Origin of the sequence: Nocardioides okcheonensis, from assembly GCF_020991065.1 — a bacterium.
Lineage (GTDB): Bacteria > Actinomycetota > Actinomycetes > Propionibacteriales > Nocardioidaceae > Nocardioides > Nocardioides okcheonensis.
Genome location: NZ_CP087710.1, coordinates 4140166 through 4161447, shown reverse-complemented (window position 1 = coordinate 4161447; position 21282 = coordinate 4140166). Strand labels below are relative to the sequence as shown.

The following is a 21282-nucleotide window of genomic DNA, read 5'->3' as shown; positions in this document are numbered from 1 at the left end:
CTTCGGCGCGCTGGCTAGGGTGGCCCGGTGCCTGAGCAACAGCCGACGCTGACCGACGGGGCCGTCACGCTGCGGCCATGGCGTGCCGACGACGCCTCGGAGGCCGTCGCCGGCCACGATGACGAGATGGCGCTCTGGTTCGGCTGGGACGCCTCCGACGTGACCGAGGAGTCCCACGCACGGGCGATCGCCCGGTGGCAGGAGCGCTACCGCGCGGGTGAGCAGGCCTCGTTCGTCGTGGAGCACGACGGAGCGATCGTCGGCAGCGTCGAGGCGACCCGGCAGGGGGACGCCGGCGCGAGCCTGAGCTGGGCCCTCTACTCCGGTCACCGCGGGCGTGGCCTCGCGGCCCGTGCCGTGCGCGTGCTGGTCGACTGGGTGTTCGCCGACCGGGAGCAGGGAGGTTGGGGACTGCAGCGCGTCGAGGCCCGGATCGACCCCCGCAACGACGCGAGCCGGCGAGTGGCCACCCGCGCGGGGCTCCGGCTCGAGGGGGCCCAGCGCATCACCCCCGGCATGGGCGACCGGCCCGACGCCACCTCCTACCTGGTCTTCGCCCGTCTGGTCACCGACCCTCCGCTGAGCGACCCCGAGTCGTTCCGGTCGCTGCTCAACTCCTTCCTCCCCCGCAAGCGGGCCATCGCGCAGATGCTGGTGCGCGACCCCGAGGGGCGCGTGCTGCTGTGCCAGCTGACCTACAAGCGTGACTGGGACCTGCCCGGCGGGGTGGTCGAGGTCGGCGAGTCGCCGCGGCTGGCGGTGGGCCGCGAGGTCGAGGAGGAGCTCGGGCTGACGATCGAGCCCGGCGCGCTCGTGCTGACCGACTGGCTGCCGCCGTGGGGAGGGTGGGACGACGCGGTGTGCCTGGTCTTCGACGGCGGCACCCTGGAGCCGTCCGCGCTGGCCGACGTCGTCAAGCAGGAGCGCGAGATCCGCGACGTGCGGTTCTGCACGCTGGAGGAGGTCGACGCCCTCGCCGCCGACTTCACCGCGCGCCGGATCCGCTCCGCCGTCACGGGTGAGGGGACGTATACGGAGTCCGGTCGCTGAGGCAGGATGCCTCCCATGACCTGGGTCTACGACTTCGCTGAGGGCAACAAGGACCAGAAGGACCTGCTGGGCGGCAAGGGCGCCAACCTGGCCGAGATGACCAACCTCGGTCTCCCGGTGCCACCGGGGTTCACGATCTCCACCGAGACGTGCCGCGCCTACCTCGCCCTCCAGGAGTCGGGCGAGGGCGGCCAGCCCGACGGCCTGGCCGACGAGGTCACCGAGCACCTCGCCGCGCTCGAGGAGGCGATGGGCAAGAAGCTCGGCGACGCCGACGACCCGCTGCTCGTCTCGGTGCGCTCGGGCGCGAAGTTCTCGATGCCCGGCATGATGGAGACCGTCCTCAACGTCGGCCTCAACGACACGTCGGTCGGGGGCCTGGCCGCTCGCAGCGACTCCGATCGGTTCGCGCAGGACTCCTACCGCCGCCTCCTGCAGATGTTCGGCGGCACCGTCCTGCACGTCGACTCCGAGCTGTTCTCCGACGCCCTCGACGAGGCGAAGCGCGCCAAGGGCACCGAGTCCGACCTCGACCTCGACGCCGACGACCTGCGCGGCGTCGTGGCGACGTTCAAGCAGATCATCAAGGACCAGACGGGACGCGACTTCCCGCAGGACCCGCGCGAGCAGATGGACCTCGCCATCCACGCCGTCTTCGACTCGTGGAACACCGACCGCGCCCGGCTCTACCGCCGCCAGGAGCGGATCCCGGAAGACCTCGGCACGGCCGTCAACGTCCAGGCGATGGTCTTCGGCAACTTCGGCATGGACTCCGGGTCCGGCGTCGCGTTCACCCGCGACCCGGCCAGCGGCAACCAGGGCGTCTACGGCGACTACCTGCAGAACGCCCAGGGCGAGGACGTCGTCGCCGGCATCCGCAACACCGTGTCGCTGGCCGACATGTCCGACATCGACCGGACGTCCTACGACGACCTGATGGACATCATGAACCGCCTCGAGCGGCACTACCGCGACATGTGCGACATCGAGTTCACCGTCGAGCGCGGCAAGCTCTGGATGCTGCAGACCCGCGTGGGCAAGCGCACCCCGGAGGCCGCGTTCCGGATCGCGGTGCACATGGTCGACGAGGGCCTCATCGAGATGGACGAGGCCGTGCTGCGCGTCACCGGCGACCAGCTCGCCCAGCTGATGTTCCCGCGCTTCGACGAGACCTCGGAGCGCACGCTGCTCGCCAAGGGCATGAACGCCTCACCGGGCGCCGCCGTCGGCAAGGCCGTCTTCGACTCCGACACGGCCGTCGAGTGGACCGCGCGCGGCGAGGACGTGATCCTCGTGCGCAAGGAGACCAACCCCGACGACCTGCGCGGCATGGTCGCCGCGCGCGGGATCCTGACCAGCCGTGGCGGGAAGACCTCCCACGCCGCCGTGGTCGCCCGCGGCATGGGCCGGACGTGCGTGTGCGGCGCGGAGTCGCTGGACGTCGACACCAGGGCCAGGCAGTTCCGCGTGCGCGACGGCGAGACCATCAGCGAGGGCGACGTCATCTCCATCGACGGCACGACCGGCGAGGTGTTCGCCGGCGCCGTCCCGGTCGCCGACTCGGTCGTGGTGCGCCACTTCGAGGGGGAGAAGCTCGACGACGACCTCGCCCACGCCGTCGCGCGGATCATGGCGCACGCCGACGGCGCCCGACGCCTGCGGGTGCGGACCAACGCCGACACCCCCGACGACGCCGCCCGCGCCCGCCGGTTCGGCGCCCAGGGCATCGGGCTGTGCCGCACCGAGCACATGTTCCTCGGCGAGCGCCGTGAGCTGGTCGAGAAGCTCATCGTCGCCGAGGACGACGAGGGCGTGGAGGCCGCGCTCGCCGAGCTGCTGCCGCTGCAGCGCCAGGACTTCACCGAGATCTTCGAGGCGATGGACGGCCTTCCGGTCACCATCCGGCTGCTCGACCCGCCCCTGCACGAGTTCCTGCCCGACCTCACCGAGCTGAGCGTCGAGGTCGCGCTCGCGGAGGAGCGCGGCGAGGTCGACGAGCACGCGGTCACGCTGCTGACCCACGTCCGGCGCCTGCACGAGCAGAACCCGATGCTGGGCCTGCGCGGCGTACGCCTCGGCATCCAGATCCCCGGCCTGTTCCGGATGCAGGGCCGGGCCATCGCGGAGGCCGCCGCCGACCGGATGGCCGTCCACGGCGCGCCGCGCCCGGAGATCATGGTCCCGCTGGTCGCCAGCGTCCGCGAGCTCCAGATCGTGCGCGCCGAGCTCGAGCAGCAGGTCGCGGAGGTCGAGGAGGAGCGCGGGATCAAGCTCGACATCGCCATCGGCACCATGATCGAGCTGCCGCGCGCGGCCTTCCTCGCCAACCGGATCGCGAAGTCGGCCGACTTCTTCTCCTTCGGCACCAACGACCTGACCCAGATGGCGTGGGGCTTCAGCCGCGACGACGTCGAGGCGTCGTTCTTCTCGCGCTACTTCGAGCACGGCATCTTCGACGTCTCGCCGTTCGAGTCGCTCGACCAGCTCGGCGTCGGCGGGATGGTCGAGATGGGCACCAAGAAGGGCCGCAAGACCAAGGCCGACCTCAAGATCGGCGTGTGCGGCGAGCACGGCGGCGACCCGCGGTCGGTGCACTTCTTCGACGAGATCGGGCTCAACTACGTCTCGTGCTCGCCGTTCCGCGTGCCGGTCGCCCGGCTCGAGGCCGGCCGGTCGGTGCTGCAGAGGCGCTGAGGCCGGACCGGCTCAGAAGAGCGCCGAGGCCAGGCTGCGGCGGCCCGCGAGCACGCGCGGGTCGTCGTTGCCGACCGCCGCGAACAGGCCGAGCAGGTGGTCGCGCGCCTTCTCGCGGTCCTTGTCGCTGGTGCGCGCGACCAGGTTGACCAGCCGGGCGAAGGCGTCCTCGACGTGCCCGCCGAGCATGTCGAGGTCGGCGACCATCGTCTGCGCGTCGACGTCGTCGGGGGCGTCGGCCGCGGCCGCGCGGGCGGCGTTGAGGTCGACGCCCTGGGTCCGCTGCATGACCTTGGCGATGGCCAGGCCGCCGGCCGCCTCGACGTCCGCCGGGTTGGCGTCGACGAGCCTCTGGTACTCGGCGACCGCGCCGTCGATGTCACCGGCGGCGAGCGCGTCCTGGGCGGGCGCGTAGCGCGGGTCGACGACCTCGTCCTCGTCGTCGCCGACCGGCGCCGCGCTCGCGCGCGGCTGGTGGCGACCGGTGATCCCCTGGGCGGTGAGCTGCTGGCCGAGCTGGGCGAACAGCGTGGTCAGCTCCTCGGCCGACAGCGCGCCGGGGATCGGCTGGGTCACCGGCCGGCCGTCGAGCACGACCATCATCAGCGGCACCTGCGGGATCTGCATCGCCTGCGCGATCTCGGGCTGGGCGTCCACGTCGACCAGCGCGGCGAGCAGGCGTCCCTCCTGCTGCTCGGCGACCGCGGCCACGTCGGCGGCGTACTGCTCGCTGCCCGGCGCCTGACGGGCGGAGTGGAAGACCATCACCACCGGCGCGGTCATCGACTCCTGCAGGACCTGCTGGAAGTTCTCCTGGGTGATCGTGACGGAGTACGCCCCGCCCGACCCGCCCTGCGCGGCGGGCGCCGCCGCCTGCTGCGGGGCAGGGGGCTGCCCGAGCCCGGAGAGGTCGATGGCACCTGGACGGCTGAACGGCTGCTGCGTCATGCCCCAATCCTAGGGAGAAGCCCCGCGCGCGGAAGGACGGGTGGGTAGCCTCGTCCGCATGGGATCCCGGGGAACCGCGCTGCTGCAGCGCCATCGGCGCAACCTGGGCCTGCTCGCCCGCTTCGGGATCGTGGGCGCCTCGGGCGTCGTCGTCAACATGCTGACGCTCGTGCTGCTGCGTCGGATGGGACCCCACTTCGACGACGCCGTGGTGGCCCTGGGCAGCACCGACTTCAACCTGCGCTGGTACCACGTGTACTCCACGGTGGCGTTCCTGGTCGCCAACCTCTCGAACTTCCAGCTCAACCGGTCCTGGACCTTCCGCAGCAGCGGGCACTCCCGCTGGTGGCGCGAGTACTGGCCGTTCCTCGTGGTCGGGCTCGGCGGACAGGTCATCGGGCTGGCCCTCCTCACCCTGCTGATGCACCCGCACTCGCCGGTGAGCCTGCCCACCGACGTCTTCGACGACTCCAGCGGGCTGCGCAACCGGCTCTACTGGTCCCAGCTGATCGTCATCGGGCTGGTGACCCCGCTCTCCTTCGTGCTCAACAAGATCTGGACGTTCGCCGCCGTGCGCGGCGGGCACGCCGAGCTCGCCGACCCGCTCCGCGAGGAGGAGGCGCTGGCCGGCTCGGATGTGGTCTGAGCGTGCTGTTCTGTGGCCCTGCTGAGGATGGACCGCCCTGTCCCCTCCGCCCTACCGCGTGGTAGAAAACACCCTGGGTTCCAACGGGAGGGCGGCGCGCCAGGCATGACTTCGGGGTCATACGACTTCACCGGCTACCAGGTCCTCGTGGTCGGTGGAACACGGGGCGAGGGCCACGCCGTCGCCAGCGCGTTCGCGCAGTCCGGCGCCTCCGTGACCGTCACCGGCACGATGATGCTGCGCTCGCTCTACGACACCGACCTGTCCGCGTTCGACTACGAGTCGGTCAACCTCGCCCGCCAGCAGTCGATCGACCAGCTCGCCGCGGGCATCGACCACCTCGACGTGCTGGTGCTGGCCGCCGGCTGCACCCTGCCCTACGGCCTCCCGCCCTCGGAGCAGTCGTTCGTCGCGGGCGCCGCGCGCTCCGGCCTGCTCGGCCCGATGTTCCTCACCACCCGCCTGCGCCTCAAGCTCAGCCACAGCCCCGCCCTCGGCGGCGGCTGCGTGGTCAACACCGGCGCGGTCCGCTCGTGGCTGGAGCTGTCGTCCACCCCCGAGGAGGCCGAGGCCGAGCTGCTCGCCTCGACGGCGCGCGCCGGCGAGCAGTGGGCGGGCCTCGGTGTGCGGGTCAACTCCGTCGTGCACTCCCCCCGCTCGGTGCTGCCGCGCCAGTACGCCCCGACCGCGACCTACTCCGGCAGCCGGGTCTCGGGCGACACGCTGGTGCGCAGCCGCAGCCGGGTCGCCGACGCGGTCACCGACGCCACCCTCTTCCTCGCCAGCAGCGCGGCCTCCCGGATCACCGGGCAGACGCTGCGGCTCAGCTGAGCAGCTCGTCGGCAGCGCCGAACGGGTCGAGCTCGCCCGCGGCGACGCGCTCACCGAGGCAATCGAGGCCGGCGCCGCCCGAGGCGTGCCACCGCTCCTGCAGGGTGGCCAGCGCGATCGCCTCCACCTCCCGCCGGGCCCGGGCCGTGCGCCGGAGGGCCAGCTCACCGCTCTCGCGCAGCCAGGCCGCGTGCCGGTCGACCTCCTCGAGCAGCCGGTCGATCCCCTCCCCCGTGCTGGCGACCGTGGCGATCACGGGCGGGCGCCAGCCCTGCTCGCGCCGCTCGACCATGGCGAGCATCGAGCGGAGCTCGCGCCGGGTGCGGTCGGCCCCGTCGCGGTCGGCCTTGTTGACCGCGTAGAGGTCACCGACCTCGAGGATCCCGGCCTTCGCCGCCTGGATGCCGTCGCCCATCCCCGGCGCGAGCAGGACGAGCGTGGTGTCGGCGAGCCCGGCGACCTCGACCTCGCTCTGCCCGACGCCCACGGTCTCGACGACCACGACGTCGAAGCCGGCCGCGTCGAGGACCCGCACGGCCTGCGGTGTGGACCGGGCCAGCCCGCCGAGGTGGCCGCGGGAGCCCATCGAGCGGATGAAGACGTCCCGGTCCAGCGCGTGGTCGCCCATCCGCACCCGGTCGCCGAGCAGCGCGCCGCCGGAGAACGGCGACGAGGGGTCGACGGCGAGCACGCCCACCCGTCGGCCGGCGCGGCGCAGCGCGGCGACCAGCGCGTTGGTCGAGGTGGACTTGCCGACGCCCGGCGCACCGGTGATGCCCACGACGTGGGCGTGGCCGACGTGCGGCGACAGCGCCGCCATCACCTCGCGCAGCGCCGGGGAGGCGTCCTCGACGAGCGAGATGAGGCGGGCGACCGCCGCCGGCTCCCCGTCCCGGGCTCGCGCCACGAGGTCGGGGACGGCGACGGCGCCCCGTCGCGTCACGCCCGAGGTCCCGCGCCCGCTCAGGCGCCGGGGACGCGGATGATCAGCGCGTCGCCCTGACCGCCGCCGCCGCACAGCGCGGCGGCACCGACGCCGCCACCGCGGCGCTTGAGCTCGAGCGCGAGCGTCAGCACGATGCGGGCGCCGGACATGCCGACCGGGTGGCCGAGCGCGATCGCGCCGCCGTTGACGTTGACCTTGTCCTCGCCGACGCCGAGCTGGCGGGCGGACTCGATGCCGACCGCGGCGAAGGCCTCGTTGAGCTCGAAGAGGTCGATGTCCGCGACGTCGATGCCCTCCTTCGCGGCGGCCTTCGCGATGGCGTTGGCCGGCTGGAGCTGAAGGGAGGAGTCGGGGCCGGCGACCTGCCCGGACGCGCCGATCTCGGCGATCCAGGTGAGGCCGAGCTCCTCGGCCTTCGCCTTGCTCATCACGACCACGGCGCACGCACCGTCGGAGATCTGCGAGGCCGAGCCGGCGGTGATGCTGCCGTCCTTGCTCACCGGGCGGAGCCGGGCGAGCGACTCGACGGACGTGTCCGCGCGGACGCCCTCGTCCTCGGCGACCGTGACGTCGCCCTTGCGGGTCGAGATGGTGACCGGCACGACCTCGTCCTCGAACAGGCCGTTCTTCCAGGCCAGGGCGGCGCGCTGGTGCGACTGCGCGGAGAACGCGTCCTGCTCCTCGCGGGTGAGGTTGGCGCCCGCGGCGTTGCAGCCATCGGTCAGGTTGATCATCGCCTGGTGGGTGAACTGGTCGTAGAGCGCGTCGTAGGCCATCGAGTCGACCAGCGCGGTGTCGCCGTACTTGAAGCCCTCGCGGCTCTTCGGCAGCAGGTGCGGGGCCTGGGTCATCGACTCCATGCCGCCGGCCACCACGACCTCGTGCTCACCGGCGCGGATCAGCTGGTCGGCCATCGCGATCGCGTTGAGGCCCGACAGGCACACCTTGTTGATGGTGATCGACGGGACGTCCATCGGGATGCCGCCCTTGACCGCGGCCTGGCGGGCGGTGATCTGGCCGGCACCGGCCTGGATGACCTGGCCCATGATCACGTAGTCGACCTGGTCGCCGCTGACGCCGGCCTTCTCGAGCGCACCCTTGATGGCCACGCCGCCGAGGTCGGCCGCCGACTGGTCCTTCAGGCCACCGAGCAGGCGGCCGATGGGCGTGCGGGCGCCGGCGACGATCACAGATCCGGACATGGGTCTCCTCCAGGCGTGCGTTGTGGGGCGGCAGGCGCGCCGCCGCTTGGGACGATACCCACCACCCCCTTCGGCGCGGCAGGGGGTGAGCGGTCATTCACCGTGAGGCACACGTCACACCCCCTCGCGCGCCGGAGCGGGCGGGGGAAGGATGGCCGCATGACGACCCCCGACCTGCCTGCCGACGTCCAGCACCTGTTCACCGCGATCGACCACGTCGGCATCGCGGTGCCCGACCTCGACGAGGCGATGGCCTTCTACCGCGACGCCTACGGCATGCAGGTGCTGCACGAGGAGACCAACGAGGAGCAGGGCGTCCGCGAGGCCATGGTCGGCGTCGGCGACTCCGGCTCGTGCATCCAGCTGCTCGCCCCGCTGACGCCCGAGTCGACCATCGCGAAGTTCCTCGACCGCAACGGCCAGGGCATCCAGCAGCTCGCCTTCCGCGTCGACGACGTCGAGCACGTCGCCTCGGTGCTGCGCGAGCGCGGCCTGCGCCTGCTCTACGACGCCCCGAGGCGGGGCACCTCGGACAGCCGGGTCAACTTCATCCACCCCAAGGACGCCGGCGGCGTGCTGGTCGAGCTCGTCGAGCCTCACGGCACCAGGTAGTCGGCGTCCCGTGCGTCGGTGACGAGCATGTGCCCGGGCGCGTGCGAGATCGCCAGCGACGGGCGCGACTCCATGACCGCGGCCTGCGGGGTGACCCCGCAGGCCCAGAACACCGGGACCTCGCCGTCGCGGACCTCGACCGGGTCGCCGAAGTCGGGGCGGCCGAGGTCGGCGATGCCGATCGCCCCCGGGTCCCCGACGTGCACCGGTGCGCCGTGCACCGCGGGGTAGCGCGAGGTGATCCGTACGGCGTCGGCGACCCGGTCCGCGGGGACCGGCCGCATCGACACCACCAACGGTCCCGACATCGTCCCGGCCGGGCGGCAGCGCCGGTCCGTGACGTACATCGGGACGTTGACCCCCTGCTCGACGTGGCGCACCGGCACGCCGCCCTCGGCGAGCGCGGCCTCGAAGGTGAAGCTGCACCCCACCAGGAACGCGACCAGGTCGTCGCGCCACCAGCCGGTCGCGTCCGGCACCTCGTCGACGAGCTCGCCGTCGACGTAGACGCGGTAGGCCGGGAGGTCGGTGCGGACGTCGCCGTCGAGCAGCGGCCCGGAGACCGCGCCGGCCTCGAGCACGTCGAGCACCGGGCACGGCTTGGGGTTGCGCTGGGCGAAGACCAGGAAGTCGAGGGCGAGGTCGCGGGGCAGCGCGACGAGGTTGGCCTGCGTCCACCCACGGCTCCACCCCGCGGTGGGGGTCACCAGTCCGTCGCGGAACAGCCGGCGCGCCTCGCGGGGCGTCAGCGCGCCCGGGTCCGGCGGGAGGCGGGCGCTCACGACGCCTCCACCCAGCGGAAGCGCACCGTGTCGCCGGGCCGCAGCTGCGCGGCGCGGTCGACGTCGGCGTCGACCACCACGGCGACGACGGGGTAGCCGCCGGTGACGGGGTGGTCGGCGAGGAAGAGCACCGGCTCTCCGTCCGGCGGGACCTGCACGGCCCCGCGCCAGGCGCCCTCGCTCGGCAGCTGCTCGTCGCGGGCGTGCTCGAGGGCGGGGCCGCCGAGGCGCATCCCGACCCGGTTGCTCCGCTCGGTGACCGCCCAGCCGGTCGACACCAGCAGGTCGGCGTCGGCCACCCACCCGTCGCGGGGGCCGCGGACGGCGCGCAGCACGACGTCCCCGGCCAGGTCGGGGACGACGACGGTGTCGAGGTCGGAGAACCGGTCGCCCGGGCAGCCGACGGGCAGCACGTCGCCGACCTCCAGCGGCGGCGGTCCGAGTCCGGACATCACGTCGCTGGAGCGCGAGCCCAGCACCTCGTCGGGCTCGACGCCGCCGCGGACCCCGAGGTAGGACCGCAGGCCGGCCGTGGGCGCGCCCAGCCGGACGCGGGCGCCGGGCTCGGCGAAGAACACGGTGTGCGAGCCGACCTCGCGACCGTCGACGGTGACCGGGCACGGGGCACCGGTGACGCAGCACCAGCTGCCCTCGCCCACGACCTCGACCTCGAGCCCGCCGAAGGTCACCTCGACGGCGGCGGCACCCTCCTCGTTGGCCAGCAGCCGGTTGGCCTGGCGCAGGGCCGCCCGGTCCGCGGCGCCGGACCGGCCGACGCCGACCCCGGACAGGCCGCGGCGTCCCAGGTCCTCCACCAGCGCCACGGGTCCGACGGCGTGCACGCGCAGGGCCCGGCTCACTGCGACGCCTCCACGAAGCGCACCCGGACGCCGGGCGCGAGCAGGGCGGCCGGGTCCCGGTCGAGGTCCCACAGCGGCACGTCCGTGCGCCCGATCAGCTGCCACCCGCCCGGCGACGAGCGCGGGTAGATCCCGGAGTACTCCCCCGCCAGCCCGACCGCCCCGGCCGGCACGCGGGTGCGGGACTCGCCGCGGCGGGGCACGTGCAGCCGCTCGTCCTGGCCGATGAGGTAGCCGAAGCCCGGCGCGAAGCCGCCGAAGGCGACCCGCCACTCCTGGCCGGTGTGGGCGGCCACCACCTCGCGCTCGGACAGCCCGGTCAGGCGGGCGACGTCGGCGAGGTCCTCGCCGTCGTAGGTCACCGGCACCTCGACGACGGGCTGCTCGGCGGCCGCGTCGCCGCCGGACGCCGGTGCGACGTCGGCGAGGAGCGCACGCAGGTCGGCCAGCGCCGCGCCCTCGTCGGCGACCACCAGCACCGTCCGGGCGGCCGGCACCACCTCACCGACCACGGGGGCGTCCCGCCCGCGCAGCGCGACCGCGTAGTCGACGGCCTCCTGGGTCGAGCCCAGCTCGACCAGCACGGCGCGGTCACCGTAGGGCAGCAGCGTGGGTGCGGCGCTCATGCGAACGCCTCCGGCGCGACGCCCTGCGCGACGAGCGCGTCGCGCACGGCGGTGGCCATGGCGACCGCCCCGGGGCTGTCGCCGTGGACGCACACCGAGTCGGCCTCGACCCGCACGGTCGAGCCGTCGACCGCGACCAGCGTGCCGTCGGTGACGAGCCGCACCACCCGCGCCGCGACCTCGTCCGGGTCGTGCAGCACCGCGCCGGCCTCGCTGCGCGGCAGCAGGGTGCCCTCGGGGGTGTACGCGCGGTCCGCGAAGGCCTCGCGCACGGTGCGCAGGCCGGCCGCCTCCGCCTCGGCGAGCAGCCGCGAGCCGGGCAGGCCGAGCACCGGCAGCGAGGGGTCGTACGCCCTGACCGCCGCGACGACCGCCCGCGCCTGTCCCTCGTGGTGGACGGTGGCGTTGTAGAGCGCGCCGTGCGGCTTGACGTAGGAGACGCGGGTGCCGGCCACACGGGCGAGCGCCTCGAGGGCGCCGACCTGGTAGAGCACGTCGTCGGCCAGCTCGGTCGCGTCGTAGTCGATGAAGCGCCGACCGAAGCCGGCGAGGTCGCGGTAGCCGACCTGGGCGCCGACGACCACGCCGAGCCGTGCGGCGTCCTCACAGCAGCGGCGCAGGGTGGAGGCGTCACCGGCGTGGAAGCCGCACGCGACGTTGGCGCTGGTCACCACCTCCAGCACACCGGCGTCGTCGCCCAGCGTCCAGCGGCCGAAGGACTCGCCGACGTCGCTGTTGAGGTCGATCCGCGGGGCGCTCACAGGTCACCCAGCAGCAGCAGCGCGTTGTAGCCGAGGTAGAGCGAGAGCAGCCACGCCAGCGCACCGACGACCAGCAGCCACGCGGGGTAGCGGTAGCCGTGCAGCAGGTCGCGGCGGCGCCAGGCCACCCACAGCAGCAGCCCGAAGCCGATCGGCAGGATCAGGCCGTTGAAGGTGCCGGCGAAGATCAGCAGCTGCGTCGGCGCCTGCTCGATGACGACGTAGATGACGGCGCAGACCGCGATGAACGCGACCGTCACCAGGCTGCGGGTCCGCTCGGGGGTCGCGGAGGTGGTCAGGAACGACACCGACGTGTAGGCGGCGCCGATGACCGAGGTCAGTGCGGCCGACCACAGGATCACCCCGAAGACGCGCAGCCCCGCCTCCCCCGCGGCGGCGCTGAACGCCGCGCCGGCCGGTCCACCGACGGCGTCCTGCGACAGCGCCGCACCTCCCGCGACGACCCCGAGGATCGCGAGGAACAGCAGCACCCGCATCAGCCCGGTGACCAGGATGGACACGACCGAGCTGCGGCTGACGGCGGCGACGTGCTCGGGGCCGGTGAGGCCGGAGTCGAGCAGGCGGTGGGCGCCGGCGTAGGTGATGTAGCCGCCCACGGTGCCGCCGATGATCGTGGTGGTGGCGACGAAGTCGAACTCCTCGGGGGCGACCACGCTGACCAGCGCGTCGCCGACGGGCGGCGACGACGAGATCGCGATGACGAGCGTCGCCACGATCATCAGCAGCCCGAGCAGCACCACGATGCGGTCCAGGGCCACGCCGGCGCGACGGCTGAGGAAGATCAGGATCGCGAGGCCGGCCGACACCGCGCCGCCGATGCGCGCGTCGACGCCGAGCATCGCGTTGACGCCGAGGCCCGCGCCCGCGATGTTGCCGATGTTGAACACGACGCCACCGATGAACACCAGCGCGGCGAGGAGGTAGCCCACCCCCGGCAGGACCTGGTTGCCGAGCTCGTGGGCGCGCATCCCGGAGACGCCGATGACCCGCCAGACGTTCATCTGCACGGCGATGTCGACGACGACCGAGATCGCGATCGCGCAGGCGAAGGCCGCGCCGAGGCTGATCGTGTAGTTGGCGGTCTGGGTGATGAAGCCCGGCCCGATCGCGCTGGTCGCCATCAGGAAGACGGCGCCCATGACCGCGGTGCGGCCGAGCCCGTTCGAGGTGGCCGGCTCCGCGGAAGCCGTGGGGGGTGTGTGCTGGGTCATACTGAGGACGGTAGGGATTGTTCAACAATTCTTCAATACTTCGATCGCCTCCATCCCGCTACGCTCGCCACGTGAGCACCACCGACCCCGCCGGTCACACCGGCCACGACCTCGACGCCGTGCTCGACCACGTCCTCGCCGAGCGGCGCCGCACCCGGACGGTGATGAGCACCTCCGCGGACCGCGCCGCCCGGGTCGTGCGAGAGCAGGTCGTCGAGGGGCACCTGCGCTCCGGCACCCGGCTCCCGGAGGAGCGCCTGGCCGGCGCCCTCGGGGTCTCGCGCAACACGCTGCGCGAGGCGCTCAGCCAGCTCGTCGCCGAGCGCATCCTGGTGCGCGAACCGAACCGCGGCGTGGTGGTCGCCACCCCGGACGCAGACGACGTCGAGGACGTCTACCGGGTCCGCCGGCTCGTCGAGCCGGCCGCCCTCGCCCACGGCGGTGCCCACACGCCCGACCGGGTGGCGGGCGTCGCGGCAGCCGTCGCCGAGGGGCGCGCCGGGCTCGGGCGCGGCGACTGGGACGCGGTCGCCTCGGCCAACCAGCACTTCCACCGCGCGGTCGTCGCGCTGGCGGGCAGCCCGCGGCTGGACGCCCAGATGGACCTGCTGCTGGCCGAGATGCGGCTGTTCTTCCACGCGATGGGCGATCCCGAGCGCTTCCACCGGCCCTACCTGGAGGAGAACGCGGCCATCGCCGAGCTGCTCTCCGGGGGCGAGCGGACGGCCGCCGCCGACCGGCTCGACGCCTACCTCGCGGCCGCGCAGGAGCAGCTCGTCGAGGCGTTCCGGGCACGCGACTGACCCTCCTGTCCGGGCTGGATCGTTCCAAGCGGGCCACGGCCGCGGCGTAGATCACACTCGGGTGACAGTGCCCGTACCCGTCGGTACGTTTCACGCACCCCGAGCCCCGACACCAGGAGCCACGCCCCGTGCAGAACATCCTTGACGCCATCCAGTCCGGCACCGCGACCTCGGAGGACTTCGCCAGCCTCGCGCTCCCCGAGTCGTACCGCGCCGCCTTCGTGAAGAAGGACGAGGTGGACATGTTCGAGGGCCTCACGGCCAAGGAGAAGGACCCGCGCAAGTCCCTCCACGTCGACGAGGTCCCGCTCCCCGAGCTCGGCCCCGGCGAGGCGTTCGTCGCCGTGATGGCCAGCGCCATCAACTACAACACCGTGTGGACCTCGATCTTCGAGCCGGTCTCCACCTTCGGCTTCCTCGAGCGCTACGGCCGCGGCTCCGAGCTCACCAAGCGCCACGACCTGCCCTACCACGTCGTCGGCTCCGACCTCTCCGGCGTGGTGCTCAAGGTCGGCGCCGGCGTCACCCGCTGGAAGCCGGGCGACCGCGTCGTCGCGCACTGCCTCTCGGTCGAGCTCGAGGGCCCCGACGGCCACAACGACACGATGCTCGACACCGAGCAGCGGATCTGGGGCTTCGAGACCAACTTCGGCGGCCTCGCCGACGTCGCGATGGTCAAGGCCAACCAGCTGATGCCGAAGCCCGAGCACCTCACCTGGGAGGAGGCCGCCTCCCCCGGCCTGGTCAACTGCACCGCCTACCGCCAGCTGGTCTCCACCAACGGCGGCAACATGAAGCAGGGCGACAACGTCCTGATCTGGGGCGCGTCCGGCGGGCTCGGCGGCTTCGCGACGCAGTACGCCCTCAACGGCGGCGCCACCCCGGTGTGCGTGGTCTCCAACGAGGAGAAGGCGAAGATCGCCCGCAGCATGGGCGCGGAGCTGATCATCAACCGCTCCGAGGAGGGCTACAAGTTCTGGAACGACGAGGGCACCGAGCAGGACCCGCGCGAGTGGAAGCGCTTCGGCGCCCGCATCCGCGAGCTCACCGGCGGCGAGGACATCGACATCGTCTTCGAGCACCCCGGACGCGAGACCTTCGGCGCGAGCGTCTTCGTCACCCGCAAGGGCGGCACCATCACCACCTGTGCCTCGACCACGGGCTACATGCACGAGTACGACAACCGCTACCTGTGGATGAACCTCAAGCGGATCATCTCCAGCCACTTCGCCAACTACCGCGAGTCGTGGGAGGCCAACCGCCTGATCGCCAAGGGGAAGATCCACCCGACCCTGTCGCGGACCTACACCCTCGACGAGGTCGGCCAGGCCTCGCTCGACGTCCACCAGAACGCCCACCAGGGCAAGGTCGGCGTCCTGTGCCTGGCTCCCGAGGAGGGCCAGGGCGTGCTCGACCACGAGATGCGCGCGCAGCACGAGGACGCGATCAACCGCTTCCGCGGCGTCTGAGACCCATCCCTCACCCCGGTTCGCGGATCACCCGCGAGCCGGGGTGGGTTTGTCCCCACCGATCGGACAGACTGGCCTATCGACGCAGTCCGTACGACGTGAGAGTGGGTGTCGCAGCATGAGCCGCGAGCAGGGCCTGTCCATCTTCGACGAGCCGGAGTCCGGGGGCGACTCCGCCGAGGAGACCCAGGTGCTCCCGGTGACGCCCAAGTCCGCCCCCGAGGAGCCGAGGCCCGAGCCGGGCGAAGGCCGAGCCGGCCCGGCCCGACGACGCCACCGCGCCGGCCGGTCGTCCCGCCCGCGGCCCCCGTCGGCCGCGACCCCGAGCCGACGCAGCCCACGCGGTTGTCCGCCGGCGGCCACCCCCGCGCCCGCCCGTGCCGCGGCGCCCGGGCCCGCGCCCGCCACCCCGCTCCCCCAGGTGCGACGCGGCGGCTACGACAAGTCCGCCGTCGACCAGCGGCTCGCCCAGCTCCAGTCGGAGAAGACCGGGCTGGCCGGCAGCCTCGCCAGCAGCGAGCAGCGCGTGATCGAGCTCGAGGCCGAGCTCGACCGGGCGCGGACCGAGCTGGAGGAGAACGCGAACCCGACCTACGCCGGGCTGGGCGGCCGGGCGACCTCGATGCTCAAGATGGCCGAGGACGAGGCCCTCGACGTGCGCACGAGCGCCCAGCGCGACGCCGACGAGATCCGCCGGGGCGCCGAGCGCGACGCCGCCAGCATCCGGGCCGACGCCGCCCGCGAGGCCGACGACATGCGCCTGGTCCAGCTCAAGGAGCTCGACGAGATGCGCGCCCGCCTCACCGCCGACGCCGAGACCGAGCGCAGCCTGGCCAAGGCCGAGGCCGAGGACCTGCTGTCCGCCGCGCGCCGCGAGGCCGACCAGCTGCGCCTGGCCGCGCAGCAGGAGACCAACGAGATGCGGGTGACCGCCACCCGCGAGGCCGAGCAGGCCCGCGCGTCGGCCGACCGCGAGGTGCAGGAGGCCCGCCGCACGCTGGCGGTCGAGAAGGAGCGCCTCGCCCGCGAGGCGGCCGAGCACCACAGCAACGCCACCGCGGAGACCCAGCGCCTGGTCAAGGAGGCCGAGGACCGCGCGACGGCCGCCGAGCAGCGCGCGCGCGAGGCGACGGCGCAGGCCAACGCGCACCGCGCCCAGGCCCAGTCGGAGGCCGAGGGGCTGCTGTCGCGGGCGCGCCGCGAGGCCGAGCAGGTGGTCGCCTCCGCGCGGACCCAGGCCGACTCGATCAGCACCACCCGTGCCGCCGAGGCCGAGCGCGAGCTCGCCAACATCCAGGCCGAGGTGGAGCGGGTGACCAAGCGTCGCGACGCCATCACGGCCCAGCTCGGCGCGCTGCGGGACGTGGTCGCCGGGTTCGGCGAGGACGAGTCCTGACCGGGACCCGCCCGGACGACCCGGAGGAGCGTGCGGCGGCCGAGGTGGCCGAGGCCGCCGAGGCCGCCGAGCGCGCCGAGCAGGCCGCCGACCGTGCCGACAGCGCGGCCGAGACCGCGCAGGAGGCCGCCGAGGAGGCGACCGAGGCCGCCGAGTCGTCGGCCGCCATCGCCGAGCGGATCGACGACGCCACCGACCTGGTCGTCGCGCCCGAGGCGCCGTCGTACCCGCCCGCCCCGGTGCTCGGCCACCGGCCGGTCTCGGTGCTGCGCCACTCACCGTTCAACATCGGGTTCTTCGGCGCGCTCGGCGCGCTGTTCGCGATCTTCCTGACCCAGCAGGTGCTGGGGATCTCGTCGGTCCTGGTGCTGCTCGTGCTGGCGATGTTCCTCGCGATCGGGCTCAACCCGCTCGTCGAGTGGTTCATGCGGCGCGGCGTGCGGCGCAGCCTCGCGGTGGTGGTCGTCCTGGCCGGCGTGATCGGCGTGCTGACGCTGTTCGTCGGCGCGGTCGCGCCGGTGATCAGCGACCAGATCGCGCTGATCACCCGCAACGCCCCCGAGTGGTTCACCGACCTGCAGCGCAACCGCTACGTCGAGCAGCTCGACGAGCGGTTCTCGATCATCGACAAGGCCCGCGACTACGTCTCGGACGGCGCCTTCACCCAGCGGGTGTTCGGCGGCGCGCTCGGCGTCGGCCTCGCGGTCCTGTCCGCGCTGACCAACACCTTCATCGTGCTGGTGCTGATGATCTACTTCCTCGCCTCGCTGCCGAGCATCAAGCACGCCTGCTACAGCCTCGCCCCGGCGTCGCGCCGTCCTCGCGTCAGCGAGCTGGGCGACAAGATCATCCGCAGCACCGGGGCCTACGTCTCGGGCGCCTTCCTCGTCGCCACCTGCGCCGGCCTCAGCACGTTGGTGTTCACCTTCGTCGTCGGGCTCGGTGACTACAGCTTCGCGCTGGCGTTCATCGTCGGGCTGCTCAGCCTGATCCCGGTCCTCGGAGCCGTGGTGAGCGGCGTGATCATGACCCTGCTGGCGCTCACCGTCTCACCGTCCGTGGCGCTGGTCGCCGGCGTCTACTACGTCGCCTACCAGCAGCTCGAGTCCTACGTCATCTCGCCGCGGATCATGAAGAAGGCGGTCGACATCCCCGGCGCCATCACCGTGATCGCCGCCCTCGTCGGCGGCAGCCTGATGGGCATCATCGGCGCACTGCTGGCCGTCCCGGTCGCGGCCGCGCTCCTGCTCCTGCACCGCGAGGTCTTCCTCCGCCGGCAGGACTCCCGCTGAGGTCTCGCCCTCGCCGAGCTTGACCGCGACGACGCCCGCGAGCACGAGCAGCCCGCCGAGGACCTGCACGGGCCGCGGCAGCTCGCCGAGCAGCAGCCACGCCCACACCACCGCGGCCAGCACCTCGCCGAGCGCGACGAACGACGCCAGCCTGCTGCCGAGGCGGCGTCCCGCCGCGATCCCGGTGACGTAGGAGAAGGCCGCCGTGACCAGTCCGAGGACGACCACGGGGACCCACCAGGCGACGGTGCGGCCGTCGTAGACCGCGTCGCGCGTCGAGGCGTCGAACGGCAGCAGGCCGGTGGCGCCCGCGACCAGCAGGACGACGGCGCCGACGAGCAGCCCGCCCGCGGCCAGGGTCAGCCCCGGCAGCCCGTTGCCCTCGTCGGCCGAGATCACGAAGTACGTCGCCGCGCCGACCATCGCGCCGAGCGCCCACAGCACCCCGACCGCGCTCAGGTCGGCGCCCGACAGCACGTCGAGGACCAGCACCAGGCCGGCCGCCGACAGCGCCGCCCCGGCGACGGTGAGGCCGGTGGGCCGGTGCCCGTGGCGCAGCCACAGCCACACGACCACCGCGACCGGCGCGGTGTACTCCAGCAGCAGCGCGACGCTGACCTGCAGGTAGGTGACGGCGTAGAAGTAGCACAGCTGCGCCCCGGCGACCGCGGCGATGCCGTAGACCACCACGGTCCCGGCGCTGGCCCGCAGCAGGTGCCAGCGGCCGCGCAGGGCCAGCACGCCCGGGACGAGCAGCACGGCGGCGGCGATGGAGATGCGCAGCGCCACCGTGGCACCGGCGCTCCACCCGGTGTCGAGCAGCCCGCGCGCGAGCGCGCCGGAGAGCCCGAACGAGGTCGCCGAGGCGACCGCCAGGACGAGTCCCGCCGAGGTGCGGGCCCGCGCGCTGTCATGTGTCAAAGCCTTCACGGTCATGACACTAGGAGGGCCTCCTGTAATGTGTCAACGTGCTTTTCACGGATGACACCGACGCCGCCCTGCAGGCGGCGGTCGCCCTCGCGAACTCGACCGACACCCCGGGCGACCCGCTGGGCTCGGTGGACGACCTGTCGGCCTTCCTGGCGCAGTGGTCCTACACCGGCCGCCACGACGCCACGCCCGACGAGCTCGACGCGGTGCGGCGCCTGCGGCCGGCCCTGCGCGAGCTGCTGCTCGCCGAGCGCGACGCGGCCGCCGACCTGGTCAACACCATGCTGGCCCGGGCCAGGGCGCTCCCCCAGCTGCAGCGCCACGACCAGTGGGACTGGCACCTCCACGCCGTCGACCCCGACCGCCCGCTGGACGAGCGGGTCGTGGTCGAGACCGCGATGGCGATGGTCGACGTGATCCGCGCCGACGAGATGTCGCGGCTGGCGCGGTGCGCCGCGGACGACTGCGAGGACGTCGTCCTCGACCTGTCCCGCAACCGCTCGCGCCGCTACTGCTCCACCACGTGCGGCAACCGCGAGGCGGTCGCCGCCTACCGCGCCCGCCAGCGGTCCTGACCGACGCTCAGGCGAGGAACCGGCGCAGCACCTCGAGGAAGACGTCCGGCCGCTCGGAGTGCACCCAGTGCCCGGCGTCCTTGATGACGACGCGCCGGTTGCGGGGGAAGCGCCGGTCCATCTCCGGGGCGTGCTCGTCGGTGACGTAGTCGGAGCGCGAGCCCCCGATCCACAGCACCGGGCCGTCGTACGTCGCGTCGCCGAGCGCCTCGTCGGGCCAGCCGGCCAGCTCGGCCATGTGCCGCGCGAGCAGCTCGAGGTTCGGCTGCCAGTGCCAGCCGTCGTCGGTGCGGCGGAGGTTCTGCAGGAGGAAGCTGCGCACGACCGGGTCCGGGACGTCCGCGGCCATCGCCTCGTCGGCGTCGCTGCGTCGCTCGAGGGCGGACAGGTCCAGGCCCCGCATGGTCTCGGTGTAGCCGATGAACTCGCGGCCGCTGTCGTAGCCGGCCGGCGCGATGTCGACCACCGCGAGCCGCTCGACCCGCTCGGGGTGGCGCAGCGCCAGGCACATCGCGATCTTCCCGCCCATCGAGTGCCCCACCAGCGCCACCGGCTCGTCGCCGAGCTCGGCGGCGACGAGGTCGGCGAGGTGGACGTAGTCGAAGGTCTCGGTCCACGGCGAGCGCCCGTGGTTGGGCATGTCGAGCAGCGTGACGCGGTGCTCGGCGCTGAGCGCCTTCGCGACCTGGGTCCAGTTCTTGCCCTGGCCGAAGAGGCCGTGGCAGAACACGATGCGGCTCCCGGACTCGCCGAGCTCGGTGCGGTGCAGGCTCACCGGCCCATCCTCCCAGCACCCGCGCGGCGCCCGACGAGGGGTGGGGTCAGAAGTCGAACCCGTCGAACATGTCGCCGATGCCGTCGCCGATGCCGCCGAACAGGTCGCCGATCCCCTCGCCGATGGCCCCGATGCCCTCACCGAGGCCGTCGAAGCCGCCCCCGAAGAGCATGCCCATGAACATCCAGTCCATCGGGGAGAAGGTGCCGAAGTAGCCCTGCGCGTAGGGCTGGTAGGCGCGGCCGCCCTGCCAGTAGGGCACCCGGCGCGAGCCGACCATCACCTTCCGGATGTCGGGCTCGGCGCCGGCCCGCACCCGCTCGACGTCGAGCGCGCAGGCAGGGACGTCGCGCGACGTGCCGCCCGGAGGGGTCCACGGCACGTCCGCCACCGACAGCCCGTGACGCGGGTCGAAGAAGCACGGCGGGCGCCGGGTCGGCAGCGGCTGCCCGGCCACCCGGGCGCGCACGCACGCCATCGCGTAGCGGCCGTCCTCGAGGATCTCGGTGACGTGCCGGACGTCCTCGGCGCGGGTCAGGCCCGCGGCCGCGGTCTTGGCGGACTCGTAGGAGTCGAGCGCACGCTGGTAGTCGGCGTTGGCGCCCGGGTCGAGCTGCTCCCCGGCGAGGTCGATGTCGAGGTCCTGGAGCTCCACGCCGAGGGCGGTGACGTCCTCCTCGGCGAGCTTCTTGACCGGCGCCACCTCGGCCTCGGCGCGGGCCAGCTCACGCTTCTTGCTCGACTTCCCGGCCGCGACCGCCACCGCGGTGAGACCACCGAGCACGACCAGCACGAGGACGAGTTCCATGCGACCAGCGTACGCAGCCGGGGAAACACAGAGCGGGCCGCACG

General features: G+C 73.3%; 20 protein-coding genes and 1 pseudogene. 10 read left to right on the top strand and 11 right to left on the bottom strand.

The genetic code is table 11. From position 1 onward, the window contains the following. Positions 1-27: 27 nt before the first annotated feature. Positions 28-1050 carry an NUDIX hydrolase gene (locus LN652_RS20285; protein WP_230442387.1) on the top strand — a complete coding sequence of 341 codons (1023 nt, stop codon included), beginning with the start codon at positions 28-30 and terminating at the stop codon, positions 1048-1050. A 6-nt stretch (positions 1051-1056) separates the two neighbouring features. Further along, a complete protein-coding gene (gene ppdK, locus LN652_RS20280; RefSeq protein ID WP_407941511.1) occupies positions 1057-3744 on the top strand; it encodes a pyruvate, phosphate dikinase in 2688 nt (895 codons plus the stop codon). A 12-nt stretch (positions 3745-3756) separates the two neighbouring features. On the opposite strand, the gene LN652_RS20275 is transcribed toward ppdK, so the two are convergent. Next, positions 3757-4692: a tetratricopeptide repeat protein gene (locus LN652_RS20275; protein ID WP_230442385.1), complete on the bottom strand. Its 936-nt coding sequence runs from the start codon at positions 4690-4692 to the stop codon at positions 3757-3759. A gap of 58 nt (positions 4693-4750) precedes the next feature. Here LN652_RS20275 and LN652_RS20270 point away from each other — a divergent pair, with 58 nt between their 5' ends. Next, positions 4751-5338 (top strand): GtrA family protein, encoded by a 588-nt coding sequence (locus LN652_RS20270; protein WP_230442384.1) that lies wholly within the window; start codon positions 4751-4753, stop codon positions 5336-5338. Positions 5339-5443: 105 nt separating this feature from the next. Beyond that, on the top strand, positions 5444-6169 hold the full coding sequence (locus LN652_RS20265; RefSeq protein ID WP_230442383.1) for an SDR family oxidoreductase: 726 nt from the start codon (positions 5444-5446) through the stop codon (positions 6167-6169). Here LN652_RS20265 and meaB read toward each other — a convergent pair. Both meaB and LN652_RS20255 read right to left on the bottom strand, forming a co-directional pair. Continuing rightward, positions 6162-7112 carry a methylmalonyl Co-A mutase-associated GTPase MeaB gene (gene meaB, locus LN652_RS20260; protein ID WP_230442382.1) on the bottom strand — a complete coding sequence of 317 codons (951 nt, stop codon included), beginning with the start codon at positions 7110-7112 and terminating at the stop codon, positions 6162-6164. The two genes, LN652_RS20265 and meaB, sit on opposite strands and share 8 nt — an antisense overlap. 20 nt (positions 7113-7132) lie before the next feature. Next, a complete protein-coding gene (locus tag LN652_RS20255) occupies positions 7133-8317 on the bottom strand; it encodes an acetyl-CoA C-acetyltransferase (protein WP_230442381.1) in 1185 nt (394 codons plus the stop codon). Positions 8318-8476: 159 nt separating this feature from the next. Here LN652_RS20255 and mce point away from each other — a divergent pair, with 159 nt between their 5' ends. After that, positions 8477-8929: a methylmalonyl-CoA epimerase gene (gene mce / locus LN652_RS20250; RefSeq protein WP_230442380.1), complete on the top strand. Its 453-nt coding sequence runs from the start codon at positions 8477-8479 to the stop codon at positions 8927-8929. Here mce and LN652_RS20245 read toward each other — a convergent pair. The 5 genes from LN652_RS20245 to LN652_RS20225 are packed head-to-tail and all read right to left on the bottom strand — an operon-like array spanning position 8914 to position 13190. Further along, the gene (locus LN652_RS20245; RefSeq protein ID WP_230442379.1) at positions 8914-9711 is read right to left on the bottom strand and encodes a putative hydro-lyase; all 798 of its coding nucleotides are present in this window, start codon (positions 9709-9711) and stop codon (positions 8914-8916) included. The two genes, mce and LN652_RS20245, sit on opposite strands and share 16 nt — an antisense overlap. Next, on the bottom strand, positions 9708-10571 hold the full coding sequence (locus LN652_RS20240) for a 5-oxoprolinase subunit C family protein (RefSeq protein ID WP_230442378.1): 864 nt from the start codon (positions 10569-10571) through the stop codon (positions 9708-9710). The genes LN652_RS20245 and LN652_RS20240 overlap by 4 nt, the downstream gene beginning before the upstream one ends. Next, positions 10568-11197 carry a 5-oxoprolinase subunit PxpB gene (gene pxpB, locus LN652_RS20235; protein WP_230442377.1) on the bottom strand — a complete coding sequence of 210 codons (630 nt, stop codon included), beginning with the start codon at positions 11195-11197 and terminating at the stop codon, positions 10568-10570. The genes LN652_RS20240 and pxpB overlap by 4 nt, the downstream gene beginning before the upstream one ends. Continuing rightward, positions 11194-11958, bottom strand: coding sequence for a LamB/YcsF family protein (locus LN652_RS20230; protein ID WP_230442376.1), 765 nt, complete (start codon positions 11956-11958; stop codon positions 11194-11196). The genes pxpB and LN652_RS20230 overlap by 4 nt, the downstream gene beginning before the upstream one ends. Then, entirely contained in the window at positions 11955-13190 is a 1236-nt protein-coding gene (locus tag LN652_RS20225; RefSeq protein WP_230442375.1) for an NRAMP family divalent metal transporter, read from the bottom strand. The genes LN652_RS20230 and LN652_RS20225 overlap by 4 nt, the downstream gene beginning before the upstream one ends. A 71-nt stretch (positions 13191-13261) precedes the next feature. On the opposite strand from LN652_RS20225, the gene LN652_RS20220 reads away from it, so the two are divergent. The 4 genes from LN652_RS20220 to LN652_RS20205 all read left to right on the top strand — a co-directional run bounded on the left by LN652_RS20220 (position 13262) and on the right by LN652_RS20205 (position 18150). Further along, positions 13262-13993, top strand: coding sequence for a GntR family transcriptional regulator (locus LN652_RS20220; RefSeq protein ID WP_230442374.1), 732 nt, complete (start codon positions 13262-13264; stop codon positions 13991-13993). 128 nt (positions 13994-14121) lie between these two features. After that, complete coding sequence (gene ccrA, locus LN652_RS20215) at positions 14122-15462, top strand: crotonyl-CoA carboxylase/reductase (RefSeq protein WP_230442373.1); 1341 nt, start codon at positions 14122-14124, stop codon at positions 15460-15462. A gap of 118 nt (positions 15463-15580) precedes the next feature. Continuing rightward, complete coding sequence (locus tag LN652_RS20210) at positions 15581-16858, top strand: coiled-coil domain-containing protein (RefSeq protein ID WP_230442372.1); 1278 nt, start codon at positions 15581-15583, stop codon at positions 16856-16858. A 44-nt stretch (positions 16859-16902) separates the two neighbouring features. Continuing rightward, on the top strand, positions 16903-18150 hold the full coding sequence (locus LN652_RS20205) for an AI-2E family transporter (protein ID WP_230442371.1): 1248 nt from the start codon (positions 16903-16905) through the stop codon (positions 18148-18150). Positions 18151-18231: 81 nt separating this feature from the next. On the opposite strand, the pseudogene LN652_RS20200 reads toward LN652_RS20205, so the two are convergent. Then, positions 18232-19086: pseudogene (locus LN652_RS20200) on the bottom strand (EamA family transporter); the annotation flags it as partial. Between the two features lie 32 nt (positions 19087-19118). Here LN652_RS20200 and LN652_RS20195 point away from each other — a divergent pair. Beyond that, positions 19119-19655, top strand: a complete 537-nt coding sequence (locus LN652_RS20195; RefSeq protein WP_230442370.1) for a CGNR zinc finger domain-containing protein — start codon at positions 19119-19121, stop codon at positions 19653-19655. A 7-nt stretch (positions 19656-19662) separates the two neighbouring features. On the opposite strand, the gene LN652_RS20190 is transcribed toward LN652_RS20195, so the two are convergent. Next, complete coding sequence (locus tag LN652_RS20190) at positions 19663-20430, bottom strand: alpha/beta fold hydrolase (protein ID WP_230442369.1); 768 nt, start codon at positions 20428-20430, stop codon at positions 19663-19665. A gap of 46 nt (positions 20431-20476) precedes the next feature. Beyond that, on the bottom strand, positions 20477-21238 hold the full coding sequence (locus LN652_RS20185) for a hypothetical protein (RefSeq protein ID WP_230442368.1): 762 nt from the start codon (positions 21236-21238) through the stop codon (positions 20477-20479). Positions 21239-21282: the final 44 nt, after the last annotated feature.

Coding starts and splice junctions, on each gene's coding strand:
- pxpB (WP_230442377.1), bottom strand. CDS start 11,197: ATGAGCGCCGCACCCACGCTGCTGCCCTACGGTGACCGCGCCGTGCTG.
- LN652_RS20255 (WP_230442381.1), bottom strand. CDS start 8,317: ATGTCCGGATCTGTGATCGTCGCCGGCGCCCGCACGCCCATCGGCCGC.
- LN652_RS20265 (WP_230442383.1), top strand. CDS start 5,444: ATGACTTCGGGGTCATACGACTTCACCGGCTACCAGGTCCTCGTGGTC.
- LN652_RS20225 (WP_230442375.1), bottom strand. CDS start 13,190: ATGACCCAGCACACACCCCCCACGGCTTCCGCGGAGCCGGCCACCTCG.
- mce (WP_230442380.1), top strand. CDS start 8,477: ATGACGACCCCCGACCTGCCTGCCGACGTCCAGCACCTGTTCACCGCG.
- LN652_RS20210 (WP_230442372.1), top strand. CDS start 15,581: ATGAGCCGCGAGCAGGGCCTGTCCATCTTCGACGAGCCGGAGTCCGGG.
- LN652_RS20270 (WP_230442384.1), top strand. CDS start 4,751: ATGGGATCCCGGGGAACCGCGCTGCTGCAGCGCCATCGGCGCAACCTG.
- LN652_RS20185 (WP_230442368.1), bottom strand. CDS start 21,238: ATGGAACTCGTCCTCGTGCTGGTCGTGCTCGGTGGTCTCACCGCGGTG.
- ppdK (WP_407941511.1), top strand. CDS start 1,057: ATGCCTCCCATGACCTGGGTCTACGACTTCGCTGAGGGCAACAAGGAC.
- LN652_RS20275 (WP_230442385.1), bottom strand. CDS start 4,692: ATGACGCAGCAGCCGTTCAGCCGTCCAGGTGCCATCGACCTCTCCGGG.